This window comes from Collinsella sp. CLA-JM-H32 (genome assembly GCF_040098165.1).
Lineage (GTDB): Bacteria > Actinomycetota > Coriobacteriia > Coriobacteriales > Coriobacteriaceae > Collinsella.
Genome location: NZ_JBBNMZ010000002.1, coordinates 154,840 through 178,242, shown reverse-complemented (window position 1 = coordinate 178,242; position 23,403 = coordinate 154,840). Strand labels below are relative to the sequence as shown.

17 protein-coding genes are annotated in these 23,403 nt (G+C 60.2%); 12 read left to right on the top strand and 5 right to left on the bottom strand.

Features of this window, described 5'->3' with window-relative positions:
- The first annotated feature begins 28 nt into the window (after positions 1-28).
- The 4 genes from hisS (at position 29) to larD (ending at position 7,352) form a co-directional block, all read left to right on the top strand.
- Positions 29-1,342, top strand: a complete 1,314-nt coding sequence (gene hisS, locus AAA021_RS01855; protein WP_055285961.1) for a histidine--tRNA ligase — start codon at positions 29-31, stop codon at positions 1,340-1,342.
- 339 nt (positions 1,343-1,681) lie between these two features.
- A complete protein-coding gene (locus AAA021_RS01850; RefSeq protein ID WP_349087772.1) occupies positions 1,682-4,414 on the top strand; it encodes a phosphoenolpyruvate carboxylase in 2,733 nt (910 codons plus the stop codon).
- Between the two features lie 879 nt (positions 4,415-5,293).
- Positions 5,294-6,571, top strand: a complete 1,278-nt coding sequence (gene larA, locus AAA021_RS01845) for a nickel-dependent lactate racemase (RefSeq protein ID WP_349087712.1) — start codon at positions 5,294-5,296, stop codon at positions 6,569-6,571.
- A gap of 49 nt (positions 6,572-6,620) precedes the next feature.
- Positions 6,621-7,352 (top strand): D/L-lactic acid transporter LarD, encoded by a 732-nt coding sequence (larD, locus tag AAA021_RS01840; protein ID WP_195234155.1) that lies wholly within the window; start codon positions 6,621-6,623, stop codon positions 7,350-7,352.
- A 308-nt stretch (positions 7,353-7,660) separates the two neighbouring features.
- Here larD and AAA021_RS01835 read toward each other — a convergent pair whose 3' ends face one another.
- The 4 genes from AAA021_RS01835 to serB all read right to left on the bottom strand — a co-directional run bounded on the left by AAA021_RS01835 (position 7,661) and on the right by serB (position 10,687).
- The gene (locus tag AAA021_RS01835; protein ID WP_349087711.1) at positions 7,661-8,200 is read right to left on the bottom strand and encodes a TetR/AcrR family transcriptional regulator; all 540 of its coding nucleotides are present in this window, start codon (positions 8,198-8,200) and stop codon (positions 7,661-7,663) included.
- 2 nt (positions 8,201-8,202) lie between these two features.
- A complete protein-coding gene (locus AAA021_RS01830; protein WP_349087710.1) occupies positions 8,203-9,144 on the bottom strand; it encodes a LarC family nickel insertion protein in 942 nt (313 codons plus the stop codon).
- A 10-nt stretch (positions 9,145-9,154) separates the two neighbouring features.
- Positions 9,155-9,937, bottom strand: a complete 783-nt coding sequence (gene larB / locus AAA021_RS01825; protein WP_349087709.1) for a nickel pincer cofactor biosynthesis protein LarB — start codon at positions 9,935-9,937, stop codon at positions 9,155-9,157.
- A 114-nt stretch (positions 9,938-10,051) separates the two neighbouring features.
- The gene (serB, locus tag AAA021_RS01820; protein ID WP_349087707.1) at positions 10,052-10,687 is read right to left on the bottom strand and encodes a phosphoserine phosphatase SerB; all 636 of its coding nucleotides are present in this window, start codon (positions 10,685-10,687) and stop codon (positions 10,052-10,054) included.
- 256 nt (positions 10,688-10,943) lie between these two features.
- On the opposite strand from serB, the gene aspS reads away from it, so the two are divergent.
- Positions 10,944-12,731 carry an aspartate--tRNA ligase gene (gene aspS / locus AAA021_RS01815; protein WP_117770446.1) on the top strand — a complete coding sequence of 596 codons (1,788 nt, stop codon included), beginning with the start codon at positions 10,944-10,946 and terminating at the stop codon, positions 12,729-12,731.
- Between the two features lie 305 nt (positions 12,732-13,036).
- Here aspS and AAA021_RS01810 read toward each other — a convergent pair whose 3' ends face one another.
- A complete protein-coding gene (locus AAA021_RS01810) occupies positions 13,037-14,053 on the bottom strand; it encodes a LacI family DNA-binding transcriptional regulator (RefSeq protein ID WP_195234166.1) in 1,017 nt (338 codons plus the stop codon).
- A 377-nt stretch (positions 14,054-14,430) separates the two neighbouring features.
- Between AAA021_RS01810 and AAA021_RS01805 the strand changes: the two genes are divergently transcribed.
- The 7 genes from AAA021_RS01805 (at position 14,431) to AAA021_RS01775 (ending at position 23,328) form a co-directional block, all read left to right on the top strand.
- Positions 14,431-17,439: a glycoside hydrolase family 2 TIM barrel-domain containing protein gene (locus AAA021_RS01805; RefSeq protein ID WP_349087705.1), complete on the top strand. Its 3,009-nt coding sequence runs from the start codon at positions 14,431-14,433 to the stop codon at positions 17,437-17,439.
- Between the two features lie 3 nt (positions 17,440-17,442).
- The gene (locus tag AAA021_RS01800) at positions 17,443-17,898 is read left to right on the top strand and encodes a hypothetical protein (protein WP_138339703.1); all 456 of its coding nucleotides are present in this window, start codon (positions 17,443-17,445) and stop codon (positions 17,896-17,898) included.
- 153 nt (positions 17,899-18,051) lie between these two features.
- Positions 18,052-19,515: an amino acid permease gene (locus AAA021_RS01795; RefSeq protein WP_117563668.1), complete on the top strand. Its 1,464-nt coding sequence runs from the start codon at positions 18,052-18,054 to the stop codon at positions 19,513-19,515.
- Between the two features lie 421 nt (positions 19,516-19,936).
- Entirely contained in the window at positions 19,937-20,185 is a 249-nt protein-coding gene (locus AAA021_RS01790; protein WP_022094361.1) for an HPr family phosphocarrier protein, read from the top strand.
- Positions 20,186-20,373: 188 nt separating this feature from the next.
- The gene (locus AAA021_RS01785) at positions 20,374-20,616 is read left to right on the top strand and encodes a FeoA family protein (RefSeq protein WP_040358815.1); all 243 of its coding nucleotides are present in this window, start codon (positions 20,374-20,376) and stop codon (positions 20,614-20,616) included.
- Between the two features lie 39 nt (positions 20,617-20,655).
- Positions 20,656-20,877, top strand: coding sequence for a FeoA family protein (locus tag AAA021_RS01780; RefSeq protein ID WP_006234774.1), 222 nt, complete (start codon positions 20,656-20,658; stop codon positions 20,875-20,877).
- Positions 20,878-21,000: 123 nt separating this feature from the next.
- The gene (locus tag AAA021_RS01775; protein ID WP_349087702.1) at positions 21,001-23,328 is read left to right on the top strand and encodes a ferrous iron transporter B; all 2,328 of its coding nucleotides are present in this window, start codon (positions 21,001-21,003) and stop codon (positions 23,326-23,328) included.
- Positions 23,329-23,403 lie beyond the last annotated feature (75 nt).

Genomic DNA, 23,403 nt, shown 5'->3' with positions numbered 1-23,403 from the left:
ACGCGATACAAAAGAAAGGTGTTTGCCCATGCAGGCACAGAAGGCGGAGGGAACCCGCGACCTTATCGGCGCCGAGATGCGCGCCTGGCAAAAGATGCAGCAGATTGCGGCCGGCGTGTTCGAGCCGTTTGGTTTTAAACCCATCGAGACGCCCGCGATCGAGCAGGTGGACGTGTTTGTCCACGGTATCGGCCAGTCGACCGACGTCGTGCGCAAGGAAATGTTCCGCGTGTTCAGCGGTGCCAACCTGGAGCGCGTCTTTACCGAGGGCACCGACACCAAACTCAAGCCCAAGCAGCGCCTGGCGCTTCGCCCCGAGGGCACGGCCGGCGTGGTGCGCGCTGTCGTCGAGAACAATCTGGTGCCCCAGGGCTCCACGCCGTTTAAGGCGTACTACGCCGAGGCCATGTTCCGCGGCGAGCGTCCCCAGAAGGGCCGCCTGCGCCAGTTCCACCAGGTGGGCATCGAGTGGCTCGGCGCTCCCGATCCGGCGGCAGACGCCGAGTGCATCATCATGCTCATGGAGTTTTACAAGCGCCTGGGCTTCGATCTTTCCAAGCTTCGTCTGCTCATTAACTCGATGGGCGACGCTCAGTGCCGTCCGGCTTACCGCGAGCAAGTCAAGCAGTTTATCCTCGATCACGCAGACGAGATGTGCGATGAGTGCCGCGAGCGCGCCGAGCTCAACCCGCTGCGTGCCTTTGACTGCAAGAACGACCACTGCCGCGAGATCATGGCCGAGGCTCCGCTGATGGGTGACAACCTGTGCGATGAGTGCCGCGAGCACTACGAGCAAGTCAAGCGCTATCTGGATGCCGCCGGTATCGAGTATGTCGAGGATCCCACCTTGGTGCGCGGCCTGGACTACTACACCCGTACTGTCTTTGAGGTCGAGGCCCCTGGCGCCGGCGTCGGCTCCATCGGCGGCGGCGGCCGCTACGATGGTCTCGTCGAGCTCGAGGGCGGCAAGCCCACGGCAGGCGTCGGCTTCGCCGTCGGTTTTGAGCGCGCCCTGCTGGCCCTGCAGGCCTTTGGCAGCGACCTGGGTGCCGAGGAGGTCCCGTGCGTCTACGTCGCCAATGCCGGCAAGGAGCTGCGTCAGAACGTCTTTACCATTACGCAGCAGCTTCGCGCCGCAGGGATTGTGACCGAGGCCGACTATCAGGGCCGTTCGCTCAAGGCCCAGTTTAAGCAGGCCGATAAGGTAGGCGCCAAGCTCATCCTGGTCCTGGGCGGCGACGAGCTTGCCGCCGGCAAGGTCAAGGTGCGCGACATGCAGAGCCATGACGAGGTTCTCGTCGATCTGGCCAACGTCGTCGAGGCGGTTCGCGAGCGTCTGTAGCGCATGATTTTTGAGCTGCGGACCCGCTAACATGTCCCGCTCGCGACGAGCTATTGTTACGGGGGTGTTTCGCATTTATGCGGAATGCCCTCGCTTGCATATGCCGCCCACCGAGAAATACGACCATTTGGGGCAAAAACCCTTGCAATGCAGAAAATACTTTTGTGTGGTAAAGCGCAATCAGTGTCGAAAGTATTTCTCAAGCGCCTATAATGAATACCACATGTTACGTGCATAGAAGGAGGAATGGGAGGAAACGTGGCTGAGAACCTAAGCAACCAGTCTGTACCCGAAGCCGCGGCGCGCGTCGCTGCCGTGGTCAACCGCCTCGTTAACCGAATCGGCTCGAATGCCGAGTCCAGGGAGCGTCTCGCCGAGATCGAGATCCCCGAGGAGCTGCGCGACAATCTGGCGTTGTTCCTGCGCCTGGAGCGTCGTGTGCTTAGCGAGTATGATCCTGAGATCGCGGACCTGTTCGACAAGATCCTGTCGGCCGAGATTGTGGCCAATGCCGGCAACCCCGGTACCCGCGCTGCCGACGAGGCCGTCGACGAGCAGGGCGTGCCCACTGCCGACGAGCCCACCGCCGTGGCATTTTGTGAGGTCGTCGATCTGATCGACAGCCTGCCGCTCGATAAGCAGCAGGTCATCGTTCGCGCCTTTACGAGCTTCTTCCATCTGGCAAATCTGTCGGAGGAGAACTACCGCGTGGCGCAGCTGCGCGAGCGCGAGGCCGGTGCGTCGACCGATACCGAGGTCGATCCCGCCAACGAGCTCACCGTCGCCTATCACCAGCTGGTGAATGAGCTGGGCGTCGAGGGCGCCAACGAGTTGCTCGGCAAGCTTGAGTTCCATCCCGTCTTTACCGCGCATCCCACTGAGGCCCGTCGTAAGGCCGTCGAGGGCAAGATCCGCCGTATCTCCAACCTGCTGGAGGAGCGTCCGCGTCTGGGCGGCTCCGACCTGGTGGAGAACGAGCGCCATATGCTGCAGGAGATCGACGCCCTGGTGCGTACGAGCCCCATCGCGCTCAAGAAGCCCACGCCGGTCGAGGAAGCCGATACCATCATCGACATCTTCGATAACACGCTGTTCGACGTTATCCCCGTTATCTATCGTCGTTTTGACGATTGGGTGCTGGGCGACAAGGCCGGTACTGTGCCGCCGCTGTGCCCGGCGTTCTTCCATCCCGGCAGCTGGATCGGTTCCGACCGCGACGGTAACCCCAACGTCACCGCCAAGGTGAGCCGTGAGGTCGCTGCCAAGTACTTCACCCACATGGTGCTCAAGCTCGAGGACAAGTGCCGCCGCATCGGCCGCAACCTGACGCTCGAAGCCACCTACAGCAAGCCGTCTGCCGAGCTCATCAACCTGTGGAACCATCAGGTCGAGATGAGCCCTCGGTACACGGCCCGCGCCGAGCTGATTTTCGAGCACGAGCCGCATCGCGCCGTCATGCTCGTCATGGCCGACCGTCTGAACGCCACCGTGCGCCGTATCACCGATACCATGTACCACAGCGCCGACGAGTTCCTGGAGGACCTGCGCGTCGTCCAGCGTTCGCTTGCTGCCTGCGGTGCCGTCCGTGCCGCCTACGGCCCGGTCCAGACCATCATCTGGCAGGTCGAGTCCTTCGGCTTCCATATGGTCGAGATGGAGTTCCGTCAGCACTCCGTGGTGCACGCCCGCGCCCTCAAGGATATCCACGAGAACGGTATCCATGGCGACCTGCAGCCCATGACGCGCGAGGTCATCGATACCTTCCGCGCTATCGGCTCCATCCAAAAGCGCTACGGCAAGAAGATGGCGCACCGCTACATCATCTCGTTCACCAAGAGCGCCCAGCATGTGGCCGACGTCTTTGAGCTGGCCCACCTGTCCTTCGCACACGAGGAGGATGTCCCCGAGCTCGACGTGATCCCGCTGTTCGAGCAGCTCGAGGACCTCGAGGGCTGCGTTGACGTGCTCGACCAGATGCTTACGCTGCCCGTGGTGCAAAAGCGCCTTGCCCAGACCAACCGCCGCATGGAGGTCATGCTGGGCTACTCCGACTCCTCCAAGGATGCCGGTCCTACCACGGCCATGCTTGCGCTGCACTCCGCGCAGGAGCGCATCGCCAAGTGGGCAGAGAAGAACGATATCGACCTGGTGCTCATGCACGGTCGCGGCGGTGCCGTGGGCCGTGGCGGCGGCCCGGCCAACAAGGCCGTGCTGGCGCAGCCCAAGGGTTCGGTCAACTGCTTCTTTAAGCTCACCGAGCAGGGCGAAGTCATCTTTGCCCGTTACGGCAACCGCACGCTGGCTCAGCGCCATGTTGAGTCCGTTGCCGCCGCAACGCTTTTGCAGTCGGCCCCGAGTGTCGAGAAGACCAACACCGAGACCACGCAGAAGTTCTGGGATATGGCCGAGAAGCTCAACACTGCAAGCCACGAACGCTATCTGGACCTGCTGAACACCGAGGACTTTACACCGTGGTTCTCGACCGTGACGCCGCTGACCGAGGTCGGTCTGCTGCCGATCGGCTCGCGTCCCGCCAAGCGCGGTCTGGGCGCCAAGTCGCTCGATGACCTGCGTACCATCCCGTGGATCTTCAGCTGGAGCCAGGCGCGCATTAACCTGGCCGCTTGGTACGGTCTGGGCACCGCCTGCGAGCAGCTTGGCGATCTTGACCAGCTCAAGGCTGCCTACCAGGAGTGGCCGTTCTTCCGCACCTTTATCGACAACATCGAGATGTCGATCGCCAAGACCGACCAGCGCATCGCCAAGATGTATCTGCACCTGGGCGACCGCCAGGATCTGTCCGAGAAGGTCTTTACCGAGATGCAGCTCACGCGTAAGTGGGTCCTTGCCATCGTCGGTGACGAGTGGCCGCTGCAGCGCCGTCGCGTGCTCGGCTGCGCCGTCCGTGTACGTAACCCCTACGTCGACGCCCTGTCCATCGCCCAGGTCCGCGCCCTTCGCGAGGTGCGTATGAACCAGGACGAGATGGCCGAGGAGAAGAAGGCCGAGTACATGAGCCTGATTCTTTCGACTGTGACCGGCGTCTCGGCAGGTTTGCAGAACACGGGGTAATCGATAGCCCTGTGGCTCTCACCGGGACCCGATGGGTTTCCCTCTGAATGCGTCCTCGCACTTGAAGCCCCCTTATCCTGCTCCTTCGGAGCTGCGGATAAGGGGGCTTCGTGCTGCGGAATGCATTCAGAGGGAAACCCATCGGGTCCCTTCGTCTTCGGTCTTCGGGGATTAAAGCTGAAGGGAATAAGGCGCGCTTCGCGCATAGCGTGGAGTGCGGCGAGGGCTTCTTGCGTCCTGCGGAGTGTGCCTAAAAGTAAACTAATGGCGGGCCCTGCGATGTCCGGTCTTCGGCGGATCAGCCGCTGGGTGAGGGTGGTGCTTGGGGCGACGTGCAAAAAACGGAGTTTTCAGCAGCCAAAGATTGATGCATAAGGCCATAGCCGGCTTTCGCTGCCTTTGTTGATGCTTTTGCACGACGATTGGGCTTTGGCGACGATCATATATGGCTGGTTTCTCGCCGCATGCTATCCAGATGGGTCGAGTCATGAGGACTATCTACCTTTTGAAAGATTTTTGGCGCCAAAATCTTATCCCGCGATGCTGAATACTCGCAAAAATGCACGCTCCGGAGGGTACTACCCAGTTATGGCCAGAAATCCATGCGCCATCTTATGCAATTAATTAACGAATTTATGCAAAATGGCTTACGTGCGTACGTCTCGGACTAGATGTTTGCCTCGGCGCTGCGTAAATCATCCTGTCTATAGTGTCTTTGACAGGCGGCCGCGGTCCCGTTTGGGGTCACGGCCGTTTTGTTGTGGGTCAAATATGAACGTTGTGTTAATGAGTCGGTGGACGGTGGTGTTTTTCGGTGAGCGGCGTATCCTTCCAACGGTTTATCTAGTGTGTCAGTTGAAAGGAAGAGGGCGCTCGTCATTGTTTGAATGTGAACTGCCGTTTGACCACAAGACGTTGCATCTGGAGCTCGAAGATAAGAACTTCGCGGGTGTGATGGAAGGTCATCAAAACGAGTTTAAGACTACAAAATCGCTGGAAGAGCTGGTGGAGGAGTCGCTTGCCAACCCTTATGGCTCGCCTTCGCTCGAGGAGCTTTGTGCTGGCAAGAAGGATATCGTCATTATTAGCTCCGATCATACGCGTCCCGTTCCCTCGCGAGTGACGATGCCTATTCTGCTGCATCACATCCACTCCGCTGCGCCTGAGGCGCGCGTTCGCATTCTGGTTGCTACGGGTATGCATCGTCCGTCGACGCACGAGGAGCTCGTCAACAAGTACGGCGAGGAGATCGTTGCCAACGAGGAAATCGTTATGCACGTCGCGACTGATGACAGCATGATGAAAAAGATCGGCACCCTGCCTTCTGGCGGCGAGTGCATCATCAACAAGATTGCTGCCGATTGCGATCTGCTGCTTGCCGAGGGCTTTATTGAGCCGCACTTCTTTGCCGGTTTCTCTGGTAGCCGCAAGTCCGTTCTGCCTGGCATCGCCAGCTACAAGACCATCATGTACAACCACAATGGTCAGTTTGTGAACGATTCCCATTCGCGTGCCGGCAACCTGTGCCACAACCACGTGAGCGAGGACATGTTTGCCGCTGCCGAGATGGCTCACCTTGCCTTTGTGCTTAACGTGGTGCTCAACGGCAAGCACGAGGTCATCGGCTCCTTTGCCGGCGACATTCACAAGGCGCACGAGGCCGGCTGCGAGTTTGTGAAGAACCTTGCCGGCGTTGAGCCCGTTGAGTGCGAGATTGCCATCACCACCAACGGCGGCTACCCGCTCGACCAGAACATCTATCAGGCCGTGAAGGGCATGTGCGCCGCTGAGGCCACACTTCCCGAGGGCGGCGTGATCATCGATGTCGCCGGTTGTGCTGACGGTCACGGTGGCGAGGGCTTCTATCACAACATCGCCGACAATGATCCGGCGGAGTTTGAGCGCGCCTGCATCGACCGTCCTAAGGACGAGACCCTGCCCGATCAGTGGACGAGCCAGATTTTCGCCCGCATCCTGGCGCATCACCCTGTGATCATGGTCACCGACCTGTGCGATCACCAGATGCTCAAGGATATGCACATGACGCCGGTCAACACTATCGAGGAGGCGCTCAAGCTCGCCTTTGAGATGAAGGGTGCCGATGCCAAGGTTGCCGTCATTCCCGATGGCCTGGGCGTTGTCGTCGCGCAGCACTAGTGCGTGGTCCAAACGAATCGTTTATAACCGACAAGAAAGATAAGGTTTTATGCTTACCAAACTCCTCTGCGAATTCGGCGCAACGGCCCTCATGATCATCTTTGGCGTGGGCGTGCACTGCGATACCGTGCTTAAGGGCACCAAGTATCAGGGCTCCGGCCACATGTTTGCCATCACCACCTGGTCTTTTGGCATCTCGGTCGCCCTGTTTATCTTTGGCGGCGCCGTGTGCATGAACCCCGCCATGGTGCTTGCCCAGTGCATCGTAGGCTTGGTGCCGTGGAGCAGCTGCATTCCCTTCATGATTGCCGATATGCTCGGCGGCTTTGCGGGTGCCGTGATCGCGTGGTTGATGTATGCCGATGAGTTCAAGGCTTCCGATGGTGTCGTCGATCCCATTGCCCAGCGCAACATCTTCTCGACTAACCCCACCACCGAGGGCACCAACTATGCCCGCAACTTCTTCTGCGAGGCTATCTGCACCTTCGTGTTCATTAGCGCCATCCTTGCTGCTGCTAACCGTGCTGGCGAGAACGTTCTGATGCTCGCCATCTGCGTCGGTCTGATCGTTTGGGCCGTTGGCATGGGCATGGGCGGCATCACCGGCTTCGCCATGAACCAGGCTCGTGACCTTGGTCCTCGCATGGCCTATCAGGTGCTGCCGATCAAGAACAAGGCTGACAACAACTGGAAGTATGGCCTGCTCGTTCCTGGCATCGCGCCGTTTGTCGGTGCCGCTCTGGCCGCGCTGTTTGTGCATGGTTTCTTGGGCATGTTCTAGTCTGAGGCTACATAGTTGTCCGCTGGCCGCATGGGGTAACTTCCCAGCGCGTCCTCGGACATGCAAAAAGGCTCGCTGCGCACTTCGTGCGGCGAGCCTTTTTGCGTCCTGCGGAATGCGCTGGGAAGTTACCCCATGCGGCCAGCTGCGGGGTCTTTGCTGCGCTCGAGCAAGCAGCCCAACATATAAATCTGAATTTGGATTTGGATGGGAGGGGCTTGTTGCTGTTGAGGGCGGTGAAGCGCGAGTGGCACTTTGGGATGCGTGGCGGCCTGGGTTGGGGCGATGCTTTGGGATGAGCTTCTTACTTAGCTGAAGAGGGGCTTTATGGCCGAGAGGTAGTCTTTGGCTACGTCGGCTTTGTCTGCTTGGAAGTTGTGCCAGGCCCACCATTGGACGGTTGCTACGAAGCTTGAGGCTATGTGGTGTAGTAAGAAGCTGCGGTCCATGGTGCTGGCGGGGTCTGCGGGGTCGGTGGGGACGGTTTCGGCTGCGCGCGACATGATGGTCTTGCGGAGACAGTCGGCGAAGACGCGTGAGCCGGCGCCGGCTACGAGGGCTCGAACGCCCTGGCGGCGCTCCCAGAGGTTGTTGAGGATATGCTCGACCTGCACGAGTGGGTCGTCGAGCGGTGTGCCATCGTCGTCGAGGGCGTGGGTGCAGATGTCGCTCACGAGCTCGGACAGTAGGTCGTCTTTGCTCTTAAAGAGGCCGTAGAATGTCGCGCGGCCTACGTGAGCGCGCGCGATGATGTCGCCGACGGTAATCTTGCCGTAGTCCACTTCGCGTAGCAGCTCGGAGAACGCCGCAACGATGGCAGCGCGGCTTTTTTCTTTGCGGGCATCCATGGCTATGCATCCACGTGAACGAGCAGACAACGGAGCGTGCCGGAGCAACCCTCGTAGGGGCGCTTACCGGCGCCGTAGCCGACGGCCTCGATGCGGTAGCGGGCCGGTAGGTGCTCGGACGTGCGCAGTGCGGCGACGATGGCGGCGCCCGTGGGCGTCACGAGCTCGCCGGCGACCGGTGCGGGCGTGAGGGCGATATTGCCTGCTTGGCATAGGTTGACGACGGCGGGCACCGGGATGGGCATAAGGCCGTGGGCACAGTGGATGGTGCCGTGACCCTCGGAGAGCGACTCGACGACAATGTCCTCGATACCCAGGTCATCGAGACAGATGGCGACCGAGCAGATGTCGACGATGGAGTCGATGGCGCCTACCTCGTGGAACATGACGGTCTCGGGCGTTTTGCCGTGGGCCTTGGCCTCGGCGGCGGCGAGCGCGGTAAAGATGGCGAGCGCGCGGCGCTTGGCGCCATCGCTTAACTGCGAGCCATCGATGATGGCGGTGACATCCGCCAAAGAACGGTGGTGATGGTGGTGGGTGTGGTGATGATCTTCGTGCTCATGGGCGTGGCCCTCATGGTCGTGCTCATGGCAGTGCTCGTGTTCGTGCCCGCCATGATCATGATGGTGATGCTCATGCTCATGCCCGTGCTCGTGCTCGTGCTCGTGCGTGTGCTCGACAGCTGTTTCGTTGCCGTAGAGCCAGGCCATATCGTGGTCGTGGTTCTCGAGTCCCTCTGCAAGCTGGACGTCGAAATCGCAGGCGTCGATGCCATGCTTGTTTGCACGCGTGACGGCGATCGTAAAGCCGTCGACCGGCAGTGTGGCGAGCTGTTCGCGCAGGTGCTCCTCGCTGGCGCCCAGATCGAGCAGGGCCGCGACGGTCATATCGCCGCTGATGCCTGAGGTGCCGTCGATGATAAGCGTGTGCTGATGATTGGACATGGAATGCTCCTTAGCGGGCGCGGGGTGTGCCGGCGCTCAGATGATTGATAAGACTTGCCTGGTAGGCGGCGCCAAAGCCGTTGTCGATATTGACGACCGAAACGCCGCTGGCACAGGAGTTGAGCATGGCGAGCAGTGCAGCTACGCCACCAAAACTTGCGCCGTAGCCAACGCTGGTGGGAACGGCGATGACCGGACAGCTCACCAGACCGCCGATAACGCTCGCCAGCGCGCCCTCCATGCCGGCGATGGCGATGACCACCTGTGCCTGGGCAAGCTCCTCGGCATGCGCGAGCAGACGGTGCAGGCCGGCGACACCCACGTCGTAGAGGCGGTCGACTTCGTTGCCATAGAACTCGGCCGTCAATGCGGCTTCCTCGGCGACGGGCAGGTCGCTCGTGCCGGCGCAGGCGACGACGATGCGTCCGTTGCCGGTAGGGGAGGGCATGCCGCCCACGAGGGCGAGCTGTGCGTCCGGGACATATCCCAGGTCGATGCCGTTGCCGAGAAGCTCAGCGGTGCGCGCAGCTTTTTCGGCATCCAAGCGTGTGACCAGGATGCGCTCCTGGCCGGCATCGCGCAGCGCTTCGATAATGGCGGCAATTTGCTCGGCGGTTTTACCGGCACCGTAGACAACCTCGCCGGCTCCCTGGCGCACTCCGCGCGAAAGATCGAGCTGCGCAAAGCCCAAATCGGCGGTCGGAGCCGTCTGGATGCGCGTAAGGGCGACAGCCGGGGTGACTGCTCCGCCGGCAACATCGCTCAGCAACTGCTCAAGATCTCGCTTATCCATATATGTTCCCTTCGACGGCGCAAAGTCTAGCACTCAAAAGGTATTTTTCCGAACACTAAGACAAAATTGTTCGGAAACTATAGGACAGACTGATTCAATTGTTGGGCGAACTTGCTAGTCGCGCAGGATGATGTCCATGGCGAGCATCAGGTTGCGCTCGTCGATGGCAAACGGGGCGGCTTCGCGCGTCTTGGGCTTGGCGCAAAACGCGATGCCCGTGCCCGCGGCCTGAATCATGGGGATGTCGTTGGCGCCGTCGCCGATTGCCACGGTGTGTGCCATATCGACGCCGCACTCAACCGCCCAATCCAGCAGCTGGATGAGCTTGGATTCCTTGGTCACAATGTCTGTCGCCAGCTTGCCGGTGAGCTTGCCGTCCACGACCTCCAGGCGGTTAGCGAGGCAAAAGTCGATGCCCGCGGCGGCCACGATCTTGTCAGCGACCTCGTGGAAGCCGCCGCTTACCACGCCGACCCTCCAGCCCTTGCTGTGCGCCGAGCGCACAAGCTCCAGCGCGCCGGGGGTAAACGTCACGCGCTCAAACGTGCGCTCGAACACGCTCTCGTCCAGGCCGGCGAGCAGCCCCACGCGCTTCTCGAGCGCTTGCTTAAAGTCCAGCTCGCCGCGCATAGCGCGCTCGGTGATTTGCGCAACTTGCTCGCCCACGCCGGCCTCCTCGCCCAACAGGTCGATGACCTCCTGGTTGATGAGCGTGGAGTCGATATCCATAACGATGAGGCGTGCAGTCATGGCGGGCCTTTCCGAGTGCAGTTGTATTGGGGCACATTGTCGCACGTCGCACGCCTGGGCGACGGTCACGGTGCGTCAATTGTTTCGTCTCCGTCAAGTCTTTGGGCAAGAGCTACTTTTTCGCGGCACATCGACACAGGTGCGATAAGATAGAACGCCATGTCTGGCTGCGCGGTTTACGCAGGCTGGGCAAATCTGTACGACGCCGCCCGGAACGACACGGGGCGGCACAGATCCATAAAGGAGGATCACTGGTATGAGCCAGACCCGTCCCATCGACGAGCATTCCATGCACACCCGTACCTGCGGCGAGCTTCGCTTCGAGAACGTGGGCGAAGAGGTCACCCTCACCGGTTGGGTGAGCCGTCGCCGCGACCACGGCGGCCTTATCTTCTGCGACCTTCGCGACCGCGAGGGCATCACGCAGCTCACCTTCGACCCCGAGCACTCCGACGGCGATGCCTTTAAGATCGCCGAGACCATGCGTCCCGAGTGGCCCATCAAGATCCACGGCGTCGTGCGCGCTCGTGGTGAGGAGACCACTAACACCAAGCTCGCGACCGGCGAGATCGAGGTCCTGACCGACCACGCTGAGGTGCTCAACACGTCCGTCACCCCGCCGTTCCAGATCGAGGACGGCATCGAGACGAGCGAGGACACTCGTCTGCGCTATCGCTATCTGGACCTCCGTCGTCCCGAGATGATGGCCAACCTCAAGCTGCGCTCCGACTTTACCTTTGCCATTCGCGAGGCGCTGCACAACCGTGAGTTCATGGAGGTCGAGACGCCCTCCCTGTTTAAGTCCACGCCCGAGGGCGCCCGCGATTTCATCGTTCCCAGCCGTATTCAGCCGGGCAACTTCTACGCCCTGCCGCAGTCCCCGCAGCTCCTGAAGCAGCTGCTCATGGTCGGTGGCGTCGAGCGCTACTACCAGGTTGCCAAGTGCTTCCGCGACGAGGACCTGCGTGCCGACCGTCAGCCCGAGTTCACTCAAGTCGATATCGAGATGTCCTTCGTGGACCAGAATGACGTCATGAGCGCGCTCGAGGAGGTCCTGGCCGACGCCTTCGGCCGCATGGGCGTCGAGATGCCCACGCCGCTGCGTCGCATGGACTACTGGGAGGCCATGGACACCTATGGCTCCGACAAGCCCGATACCCGCTATGGCATGCACCTGGTCGACCTGACCGACATCTTTGCCAACTCCAAGTTCAAGGTCTTTGCGACTGCCGCAAACGAGGAGGGCTCTGTCGTCAAGGCCATCAACGCCAAGGGCGCCGGTGCCTGGGCACGTGCCAAGATCGATAAGCTCGCCGGCGTGGCCTCCACGTTTGGCGCCAAGGGTCTGGCCTGGATCGCCTTCCGCGAGGATGGCTCCATCAACAGCCCCATCGTCAAGTTCTTCTCGGACGAGGAGATGGCCGCTCTGCGCGAGCGCATGGACGTCGAGCCCGGCGACCTTGTGATGTTCGCCGCCGGCCCGCGCCTGCTCTCTGACGAGATCCTGGGCGGCATGCGTTCTCACATGGCCAACGCACTCGAGATCAAGCGCGAGGGCCACGACTTCCTGTGGGTCGTCAACTTCCCGCTGTTCCACTGGGATGAGGACCGCAAGGCTTACGCTGCCGAGCACCAGCCGTTCACTCTGCCGACCGAGACCGACATCGCCAAGATCGAGGCCGACCCGTTGGCAGCCGGTTCTTGCACCTACGACTTTGTCATGGACGGCTTTGAGGCCGGCGGCGGCGGTATGCGTATCCACAACGCCGAGATGCAGATGTCCATGCTCAAGCTCCTGGGCTTTACCGAGGAGCGCGCCGAGTCTCAGTTTGGCTTCCTCATGGAGGCCCTCAAGTTTGGTGCGCCCCCGATGGGCGGTTTCGCTCTGGGCCTGGACCGCGTGTGCATGCTGCTTACCGGCTCCGACTCCATCCGCGACGTCATGGCGTTCCCCAAGACGGCCAGCGGCTCCGACCTCATGTCGGGTGCCCCGAGTGCCGTTAGTGGCGCCCAGCTCAAGGACGTCAGCCTGCGCCTGATGTAGGGAAGCAGCTACATATTGCCTGTAACGAGGGAAGGACACGTGCCTTCCCTCGTTTTTTATGTCGTGACGTCATGGTTTGGAGGCTTGCCGTCGTGCGCCGGGAAACTACAACCCGGAATCTGCGTCCAGAAGGGGTCGCGCTTTCCCAAAGGGGGTCCTCTGGGAAAGCGCGACCCAGTATTCGGCAAAATAATGGGGCACAGTTTCCGGTTGAGCTGTCTAACGGAAACTGTGCCCCAGAATGAGCGCTCAAACGGGACAGGCTTTCCGCAACAACTGTTTGGCGGAAAGCCTGCCCCAGTTTCTTATAGCGAGTCTCTCTGAACGAGCTGCATGTGCATGACGGTGGTGGTGGGCTCGGCACCCTTGATCATGTCGAGCGCAATGTTGGCGGCCATGTGTCCTTCTTCGCGCAGGGGCTGGCGGACGGTCGTGAGCGCGGGGACGCAGCGCGCCGCAATCTCGTGATCGTCGAAGCCGACGACAGAAACGTCCGCAGGAACGGATAGGCCTGCCTCGTTGAGTGCGGTGATGACGCCAGCCGCGATACGGTCCGATCCGCAGAGCACGCCATCGAAAGCAATCTCGCGCGCGAGGATCTGGTGCATGGCCTGATAGCCGTCTCCGCTGTTCCAGCCGGTATAGATAACGTTTGCGTCTGGGAGGTCTTCGCCCAAGACGGCGCGGTAGCCGCGCAGGCGGTCGACAACAGCGGGGTTGTCTTGCGGTCCCAACACGGCGACGATATCTTTGCGCCCGCGATCCTTCATGGCGAGTGCCGCAAAATGTCCGCCCTCTTCGTCGTCAGAGTAGACCGTCGAGAACACATCGCGATAGGGGTGGCCCTCGAGCTGGCCGCACAACACGGTGGGTACGCCCAGCTCGCGCAGCACCTCGAGCAGCTCGCTGCCTTTGTAGGGAGAGACGTCGATCACGGCGTCGAACGAGCGGCGCTCAAAGTGCTCGCGTGCGCGATTGCGCTCATGCGTAGAAGACGCCTGCAAGATAACGGGCAGATAGGACGACTCCGACAGTTCCTCGGTAATGCCGCTCAAAAACTCGCTATAGGTGGGGTCGCTGAAGAGTTCACTCAGAGGCTCGGTCACGAGCACGGCGATGATTTCCGTGCGCCCGACAGCGAGCGCTCGGCCACGAGCGTTGGGGACAAAATTGACTTCCTTGGCCGCCGCGCGGACGCGCTTTTTGGTTTCCTCGCTAATGCGGGGCGAATCGTTGAGGGCGCGCGATGCCGTGGAGCGCGACACGCCGGCAGCTGCGGCAACCTCGGCAAGCGTAGGTGCGGTGCGAACTGGTTGTGTCATGGCGTCTCCTGGAAAAATGCGGTCGATGTTGTCACTGATACGGGCTAGTGCGGATACAGCTTACTATAGTGCGCCTGAACAGCGTTCATGATATCCGGTGACCGGTGTCGTTTTGCAACCAAGCCGAAATCGAATACGTCTCGTGTGGGTGAGATATCAGCGGGCGTGGAGGTTGCCTACGAGCTTAAGAACGATGTCTTGTGCTGAGTTTCGATACTCAGGGTGACATAAGTGTTGCGATTGTACAACCGGTTGCACCGTTAACCCGGCCAAATCGACCGTTCAGCGGACAACCGGTTGCACAGTTTTTTGCATCGCCCGTAAGATAAGGACAACCGGTTGCACAAGAATCACTACGATGATGAAGGAGCATCACCATGGACGCCATTAACGATTGGGAAAACCAAGCGCTCACCCACAGGAACCGCCTGGCACCCCATGCGTACTTTATGGGTTACGAGACCGCCGATCTCGCTGCAACGTACAGCCGCGAGCTGTCGCGCGGGTTTGTCCAGCTGTCCGGCTCGTGGCAGTTCCGCCTCTTTGAGGGCCCCGCTGCCGTCTCCAACGAGGAACTCTCCACGTACAAGCCCGAGTGGGATCACGTGGAGGTTCCGCACCTGTGGCAGGTGGACGGCTATGGCAACCTTGCCTACACCGACGAGGGTTTCCCGTTCCCGGTTGATCAGCCGTTCGTTCCCTCCGACGACCCCACGGGCGTCTACCAGCGCATCGTCAACCTTCCCGCCGTTCCTGCTGGCGCTCGCGAGATCATTCGCTTCGACGGCATCGAGAGCTATGGCGAGCTGTACGTCAACGGTCAGTATATCGGCATGACCAAGGGTTCGCGCCTGTCTGCCGAGTTCGACGTGACCGACGCGCTTGTCGAGGGCGACAACCTGTTTGCGGTCAAGGTCCTGCAGTACAGCGATGGCAGCTATATCGAGGACCAGGATATGTGGTGGGCCTCGGGCATCTTCCGCGATGTGTACCTTATGCAGCGTCCCGCCGCGCACCTGGTCGACTTTAGGTTCCGCACGCACCGCGAGGGCGATACCGCTCTGATTACGCTCGATACGGTTGCCGAGGGCTCTTCCCGCGTTGTGTTTACGCTCAGCGATGGCGAGAACGTGGTGGCTGCGGGCGAGTGCGTCGACGGCCATGCCGAGTGCGGCGTGACCGATGCCCACTTCTGGAATCCCGAGGACCCCTTCCTCTACGACCTTACGTTTGAGGTCTACGACGGTGACCAGGTCAGCGAGTACGTCCCGCATCGCCAGGGTCTTGCCGAGGTGACGGTCGAGGGCAATCATATCTACCTCAACGGCACTTACTTTAAGATGCATGGCGTCAACCGCCACGATCACGACGATCACAAGGGCCGCGCCGTGGGCCTCGATCGCATGCGCCGCGACCTGGAGCTCATGAAGCAGCACAACATCAACGCGGTGCGCACGTCCCACTACGCCAACGACCCGCGCTTTTACGAGCTGTGCGACGAGTATGGCATCATGCTGGTCGCCGAGACCGATATGGAGAGCCACGGCTTCGAGAATATCGGCAATATCGCCCTGGTCACCGACGACCCGGCATGGGAGCCGGCCTACGTCGACCGCATTGAGCGCCTGGTGATGCAGGAGCGCAATCACGCCTGCATCATTATGTGGTCGATGGGCAACGAGAGCGGCTATGGCTGCAACATCCGCGCGATGTACGCCAAGGCTCACGAGCTCGATGGTCGTCCGGTCCATTACGAGGAGGATCGCAACGCCGATACCGTCGACGTTATCTCCACCATGTACTCCCGCGTGTCGCAGATGAACGACTTTGGTGAGCATCCATTCCCCAAGCCGCGCATCAACTGCGAGTACGGTCACTCCATGGGCAACGGCCCCGGAGGCCTGTCCGAGTATCAGGAGGTCTTCGATCGCTGGGATTGCATCCAAGGCCAGTTTATCTGGGAATGGTGCGACCACGGTCTGGCTGCTGTGACCGAGGACGGCATTGCCTACGATATGTATGGCGGCGACAACGGCGATTACCCCAACAACAGCAACTTCTGCATCGATGGCATGGTGTTCCCCTGGCAGCAGCCGAGCCCGGGCCTTACCGAGTACGGCCAGGTCATCTGCCCGGTTCGCATGGCTTATGACGCCGAGGCGGGCGAGCTGACTGTCACCAACAAGCGCTGGTTTACCACCCTCGAGGATGTTTGCCTCTCGGCGGAGACCCTGGTGGACGGCGACGTGGTCTGCCGCAAGACGCTCATGCCCGGTGCGGTTGCCCCCGGCGAGTCCGTCCAGCTTCCGCTGGTGATTCGCGAGGCCGCGGTAGGCGAGACCCTGCTGACCGTGCGCGCCTACACCATGGCCGCTCACGTCTGGTGCGAGCCGATGTTCCAGCTGGGTGCAAGCCAGTTTGCCATCGCAAACCATCCGGCGCCGGCCATCGCCGCCCCAGCTCGTCCTGAGCTTACGGTCGAGGAGACCGAGCAGGAGATTCGCATTCACTCCCTCAACGGCGAGCTGACCTTCAGCAAGGTAAACGGCACCGTGAGCAAGTGGAAGGCATCCGGCCGTGACGTCATGGCCTCTGGTCCCCAGGTTGGTTTTTGGCATCCGCTCGTCGATAACCACGCTCAGGAGTACGACTCCCTGTGGAAGGATAACTTCATCGATGTAATGCAGACGTCCACCCGCAAGGTTTCTTGGAAGCAGGACGGCAATGCGGTCGTCGTTACCGTGAGCCAGCGTATCGCTCCTCCCGTCCGCGCGTTCGGCATGCGCGTCGAGCTCGTCTATACCGTGCTTCCGAGTGGCCGCGTCGACCTCAAGGTTTCCGGCGAGCCCTACGGCGACTATTCGGACATTATCCCGCGCATCGGCATCTCCTTTGAGGTTCCCGGTTGCGATCGTGCCGTCGAGTGGTATGGCCACGGCCCGGGCGAGAACTATCCGGACTCGCTGCGTGCCAACCCGGTCGGTCATTACCGCACTACGGTCGACGACATGTTCACGCCCTACGTTATGCCTCAGGACTGTGCCAACCGCGAGGGTACCCGCTGGGTTGCCCTGCGCTCTAGCCACGGTGATGGCGTGCTGGTGACTCGTCCGGCCGACGCCGCTTCCAACCCGTTCTCGTTCTCGGCATGGCCCTATAGCTGCGAGGCTATTGATAATGCCAAGCACGTCTACGACCTTGTTCCGGGCGACACGGTCACGGTTAACATCAACGACCAGCTGCTCGGCCTTGGCTCGAACTCTTGGGGTTCCGAGGTGCTCGATTCCTATCGCACCCGTTTTGAGAGCTTCAGCTTTGAGGTGTCCCTGCGACCGCTGACGTCTGCCGATTTGGCTCAGGCGCTGGCACCCATTAAGGAGGCATAAGCCATGCATGTCTTTAACTCGCGCGCCGATTTCGACGCTCAGATGAAGTCCGTCAAGAAGTGGATGCGTACCGGTCAGGCACTCGACGGCGTTTCTGAACTGCAGCACGATGTGGCGTACTCTATCGGCGACTCGCTGGTGTATTGGTGGGTGAACGCCCACGAGGCGGCTACTGCCGATCTGGTCGGTCACCGTCGCTACCATGCCGTGCTCGCCCCGCTCGACGGCAATCTGACCGTTGAGGTGGCTTCCAAGGCCGATCTTACCTGTACGCGCGCCTACAGCGATATCGATGATCGCGAGCGCTTTGAGGGTACGGGGGAGACCGTGACGATTCCCGCCGGCGGCGTTGCCGTCGTCGAAATTGACGAGGCCTACCGTGTCGTGGCCGATGCCGCGGATCCCCGCGTCGTGGTACTGCACGTGACAGTCGAAGGTTATTCCTTCCCCAACAAGTAGTATTCGTCCGCCTGGACGTTTGCTTCGCGCCGTTAAGGGGGATGGCTTTGTTGACTCCCTTTTCCCCATTCCCCTTAGCAGGTGCGCCATCCGTGTTTGCACTTGCAGCTCGGACGGTTTTAGATGACATTTAACAGATGATTGGGAGGGCTTATGAGCTCTGAAAAACGAGGAACGATTGGTTCGTTCGCTCTGCTGGGCATGACGGTCGCCGCCGTGTTCGGTATCAAGAACATCATCAACAACAACGCGGCCATCGGCTTGGCAGCTGCGCCGTCGTTCTTCTTCGCCACGCTTTTGTACTTTGTCCCCTATACCCTGGTTACCGCCGAGTTCGTCGGCCTCAACAAGGACTCCGAGTCTGGCGTGTACGCATGGGTTAAGACCTCGATGGGTGGTCGCTGGGCGTTCCTGACGGCATTTAGCTACTGGTTCGTTAACCTGTTCTTCTTTGCGTCCGTCCTGCCCAACGTCATCATCTACGCGAGCTACGTGTTCTTTGGTGCCAACGCCGAGCTTTCGCAGCTGTGGATCACCATTATCGAGATCGTCGTCTTTGCTATCGCCACGTGGGTTTCGACCAAGGGCGCTAAGTGGATCGGCTCCATTTCCTCCTTCGGTTCGACCGCGGCTCTCGGCCTGACCGCCGTGTTCATCCTGCTGTCCCTGGCTGCTGCCTTTGGCGGCGTTGAGTTCGCTACGGCTCCTACTCCCGCTAACATGGCTCCCGACATGAGCAACTTCGCAACTGCGTGGGGCTTCTTCGGTACGCTTGCCTGGATCATCCAGGGCGTTGGCGGCGCTGAGTCTGTCGGCGTGTTCCTTAACGACCTTAAGGGTGGCGTCAAGGCCTTCGTGCGCACCGTCGTTATCGCCGGCCTGACCATCGGCCTTCTGTATGCAGGCGCTTCGCTGCTGGTCAACCTGTTCATCCCCGAGGGCGGCGTTGCCATCTCCACCGGTATCTTCGACGTATTCGGCGCTGTCTTTGCCCACTTTGGCATTCCCATGGAAGTGTCTACGCGCGCCATCGGCTTGATCCTTCTCGCCGCCACGCTGGGCTCCCTCATGATGTGGACCTCCGCTCCCATCAAGGTCTTCTTCACCGAGATCCCCAAGGGCGTCTTTGGTAGCAAGATCGTCGAGCTCAACGAGCATGGCATTCCTGCCCGCGCTGCTTGGCTGCAGTTCGCCATCGTCGTCCCCATCCTGATCATTCCGGCCCTGGGCTCCGGTAACCTCGACGACCTGCTCATGATCGTCACCAACATGACGGCTGCCACCGCTCTGCTCCCACCGCTGCTGATTTTGCTTGCCTACTTTATGCTGCGCAAGAACTTTGACGCCGCTCCCCGTGGCTTCCGCATGGGTTCGCGCAGCTTTGGCCTGGTCGTTGCCGCATTCCTGCTTGTGGTCTTCTGCTTCGTGCTTATCTGCGGCACCATTCCGCTCGATCAGCCGCTGTGGCTGACGCTGGTCTACAACGTTGGCGGCGTGGTTGTCTTCTTGGGCCTTGCCGTGATGTGGTACAACCGCTACATCAACCGCCTGCGCGAGACCGATCCCGAGGCCGCCGAGAACGAGCTTCGCCCTTCCGTCCTCGATATGATGGAGTAGCGGCTAGGATTAATCTACGGCTGTGGAATAAATCGATTCCCTTTCCTAAGGAGGGGCCTTACGAGGCCCCTCCTTTTGTGTTTTGGGGCATGGTCTTGGCCCCCGTGGTCAAAAAATGCCAAATATGAGTACTGTTGCAAAAGAAGTGCCATATTTTTCGGCCTGCTCTGAGCGAAAATGGGCTCAAAATCGATTTATCTAACTCCCTTTAAAGGGCGTTTGACGGCTTTCAACCTCTTCGAATCGCTCAAATTAGGCAATTTGCTCTCGATTTTGCTGCTACTAAATTGGTGACAGTACTCATATTTGCCACTTTTTGACCACGAGGTGTTCAGAGGAGCTCTCGAGAAGCATCTAACGGTACAATAGCTACCACGTGGCTGGGTTTTGCCGGCCGATGTGCGATGTCGCGGGAGGGGACATGGTCGAGTTTACGAAGACGATTAAAGATCCATTGGGACTACATGCCCGCCCGGTTGCGCTGCTCTATGACATCATTGCCAAGCATCGTAGCGACGTGTCGGTTTCGATTGGTGATCGCCACACCGACGGCCGCGACGTCATGGGGCTCATGGCCCTCTACGGCGAGTGCGGCGAGGACATCATCTTTCGCGTTTCGGGCGTAGACGAGGCTTCCTGCGTTACGTCGATCAGAAACCTCTCGCTCTAAGCATGACAGGGCGTGGTAAAGGATGGTCCTTTGCCGCGCCCTTTTGTTTCGTATAGGAAACTTTTTCGAAATCTGAATGGGGACCCTTTCCAAAAAGTTAACCACGTGTTAGTTTACTAAAGCGAACATAGGCGTGGTTAACTTTTACCGCGTCGATGTTGAGGACGAACTGACGTTAGGAGCCACTCATGTCTTGCGGACCGCAGATGCCGGCAATGCCGCTTTCGATGGTAAAAGCGGGCGAAACCGTGCGCGTGTCTCGTGTAAAGGGCAATGAGGATATGAAGCACCACCTCAAGGACCTCGGCTTTGTCGAGGGCAGCGAAATCCACGTGGTGAGCTCGAGTGGCGCCAATATCATCGTCACTGTGCTGGGCGCACGCTTTGGCATCGATTCCAAGGTCGCCATGCACATCATGACCGTCGGTTAGTTCGCAGCATTTGATAAAAACCGAAAGGGGGACAAGAGGATGAAGACGTTGGGTGACGTTAAGGTGGGCGAGAGCTCCACCATCGTCAAGCTTCACGGTGAGGGTGCGCTTCGCCGCCACCTTATGGACCTGGGGCTCATCAAGGGCACTTCGTTCAAGGTCGTGAAGGTTGCACCGCTCGGTGATCCGGTCGAGATTAACGTGCGCGGCTACGAGCTTTCCATCCGCAAGGAGGAGGCCGCCGTCGTCGAGGTCCAGTAAGGGCTCACGACGTATATTTCTGCAGATAAAGTTAGGTTTTTCTAACTTAATGCAGCAACTTTGAAGCACATTATCCAGCCTGCGCGGAGAAAGCAGCGCAGGCGCACAAGGAAGAAGGATTGAATGGCGGATTCTCAGATCCATGTCGCGCTGGCGGGTAACCCCAACTGCGGCAAGACCACGCTTTTCAACCTGATCACCGGCGCCAACGGCTACGTTGGCAACTGGCCCGGCGTCACGGTTGAGAAAAAGGAGGCCAAGCTCCTAAGCGACAAGAACGTTACCATCACGGACCTCCCTGGCATCTACTCGCTTTCCCCCTACAGCCCCGAGGAGCAATGCTCGCGCGATTACCTCATGAGCGGCGAGCCCGATGTTGTCGTCCAAGTCGTCGATGCCACCAACCTCGAGCGTAACCTGTACCTGGCGCTTCAGGTTATCGAGACCGGCCTGCCCGTGGTCGTTGCCCTCAACATGGCCGACCTGGTCGAGAAGAACGGCGATAAGATCGACACGGACAAGCTCTCCAAGAAGCTCGGCTGCCCGGTCATGATGATCTCGGCTCTTAAGAACAAGGGCATCAAGGAGCTCTTCGAGCAGGTCAAGAAGTCCGCTGCTTCTAAGGGCCAGGTGCCGGAGCACAAGTTCGATTCCTCCATCGAGGACGTTCTGGACCACATCGAGAACAATCTGCCGGCAAGCGTTCCCGCCAAAAAGCGCCGCTACTACGCGGTCAAGCTGTTCGAGCGCGACGCGGACGCCTGCAAGCTCATCAACCTCACTAAGGAGAAGGCTGCTCGCGTGGAGGAGCTGGTCGCCCAGTGCGAGCAGGACTGCGACGACGATGCCGAGTCCATCATCACCGGCGAACGCTATGGCGTGATTGCCCATATCATTGACGAGTGCCTCACCAAGGCTCCGGCCAAGATGAGCACTTCCGAGAAGATCGACCGCGTGGTTACCAACCGTATCCTGGGCCTGCCGATCTTTGTGGTCATCATGTTCTGCGTGTACTACATCGCCGTTTCTACCTTGGGCGGCACGGTGACCGACTTCACCAACGATCAGCTCTTTGGCACCGACGGCTGGTACGTGCTCGGTCAGGGCCGCGACGCCTACGACGCGGCCGTCGAGGCTGCGGGCGACAATGCCGACTCGGTCGACCCGGCACAGTACGGCCTCTATGTTCCGGGTATTACCACCGTGGTGCACGACGCCCTTGTGGCGGGCGGTACCGAGGACGGTGGCCTGGTCGATTCGCTGGTCTGCGACGGTATCGTCGGCGGCCTGGGCGCCATCTTCGGCTTTGTGCCGCAGATGTTCCTGCTGTTCGTCATGCTGTCCTTCCTGGAGGACTGCGGCTATATGGCCCGCGTCGCCTTCATCATGGACCGCGTGTTCCGCCGCTTTGGCCTGTCCGGTAAGTCCTTTATCCCCATGCTCGTGTCCTCGGGCTGCGGCGTCCCCGGCGTCATGGCTACCAAGACCATCGAGAACGAGAAGGACCGCCGCATGACGGTCATGACCACCACGTTTATTCCCTGTGGCGCCAAGCTGCCGATCATCGCCCTGCTCATGGGTTCCATCATCGGCGATTCTTCCACCACCGCCGCGTGGATCAGCCCGCTCTTCTACTTCCTGGGCGTCTTTGCCGTCATCGCCTCGGGCCTCATGCTCAAGAAGACCAAGCTCTTCGCCGGCCGTCCGACCCCGTTTGTCATGGAGCTCCCGGCTTATCACTTCCCGGCGATCCGCTCTTGGGCGCTGCACGTGTGGGAGCGCTGCTGGGCCTTTATCAAGAAGGCTGGCACGGTCATCTTTGCCTCCACTGTCGTGGTTTGGTTCCTGTCCAACTTTGGTAGCTACAACGGCTCCTTTGGCTTCCTGCCTGCGATGGACGGCATCCCCGAGGAGTTCATGGACTACTCCGTGCTTGCCATGCTCGGCAACCTGATCGCCTGGATCTTCGCCCCGCTCGGCTTTAGCACCTGGCAGGCAACAGCACTGTCCGTCTCGGGTCTTGTCGCCAAGGAGAACGTCGTCGCCACCGCCGGCTCGCTGCTGTCCGTTGCCGATGCCGCCGAGACCGATCCGAGCCTGTGGACCGCGTTCGCCGGCATGTTCCCGACCATGGGCGCTTGCGTTGCCTTTGGTGCTTTCAACCTGCTGTGCGCTCCGTGCTTTGCCGCTATGGGTACCATCCGCAACCAGATGGACTCCGGCAAGTGGACCGCGATTGCCCTCGGCTACGAGTGCGCCTTTGCTTGGGTGATCGGCCTGTTCATCAACCAGTTCTACAACCTGCTTGTTCTTGGACAGTTTGGTATCTGGACGGTGGTGGCCATTGTGCTGCTGGTTGCGATGCTCTTCCAGATCTTCCGTCCCATGCCAAAGCATGCATGGACCGACGAGGACGAGACCAACGCTGCTTCCGCTGCAGTTTCCGCTTAAGTCCGAATAAGGATTAACCCCTTTCCACGAGCCCGGGTGTCCCAGCGACACTCGGGCTTTTGTTTTAACCGCTAG

Coding starts and splice junctions, on each gene's coding strand:
- AAA021_RS01785 (WP_040358815.1), top strand. CDS start 20,374: ATGTCTTGCGGACCGCAGATGCCGGCAATGCCGCTTTCGATGGTAAAA.
- aspS (WP_117770446.1), top strand. CDS start 10,944: ATGAGCCAGACCCGTCCCATCGACGAGCATTCCATGCACACCCGTACC.
- AAA021_RS01830 (WP_349087710.1), bottom strand. CDS start 9,144: ATGTCCAATCATCAGCACACGCTTATCATCGACGGCACCTCAGGCATC.
- AAA021_RS01775 (WP_349087702.1), top strand. CDS start 21,001: ATGGCGGATTCTCAGATCCATGTCGCGCTGGCGGGTAACCCCAACTGC.
- AAA021_RS01835 (WP_349087711.1), bottom strand. CDS start 8,200: ATGGATGCCCGCAAAGAAAAAAGCCGCGCTGCCATCGTTGCGGCGTTC.
- larD (WP_195234155.1), top strand. CDS start 6,621: ATGCTTACCAAACTCCTCTGCGAATTCGGCGCAACGGCCCTCATGATC.
- larB (WP_349087709.1), bottom strand. CDS start 9,937: ATGGATAAGCGAGATCTTGAGCAGTTGCTGAGCGATGTTGCCGGCGGA.
- AAA021_RS01795 (WP_117563668.1), top strand. CDS start 18,052: ATGAGCTCTGAAAAACGAGGAACGATTGGTTCGTTCGCTCTGCTGGGC.
- AAA021_RS01780 (WP_006234774.1), top strand. CDS start 20,656: ATGAAGACGTTGGGTGACGTTAAGGTGGGCGAGAGCTCCACCATCGTC.
- hisS (WP_055285961.1), top strand. CDS start 29: ATGCAGGCACAGAAGGCGGAGGGAACCCGCGACCTTATCGGCGCCGAG.
- serB (WP_349087707.1), bottom strand. CDS start 10,687: ATGACTGCACGCCTCATCGTTATGGATATCGACTCCACGCTCATCAAC.
- AAA021_RS01790 (WP_022094361.1), top strand. CDS start 19,937: ATGGTCGAGTTTACGAAGACGATTAAAGATCCATTGGGACTACATGCC.
- AAA021_RS01810 (WP_195234166.1), bottom strand. CDS start 14,053: ATGACACAACCAGTTCGCACCGCACCTACGCTTGCCGAGGTTGCCGCA.
- AAA021_RS01800 (WP_138339703.1), top strand. CDS start 17,443: ATGCATGTCTTTAACTCGCGCGCCGATTTCGACGCTCAGATGAAGTCC.
- AAA021_RS01805 (WP_349087705.1), top strand. CDS start 14,431: ATGGACGCCATTAACGATTGGGAAAACCAAGCGCTCACCCACAGGAAC.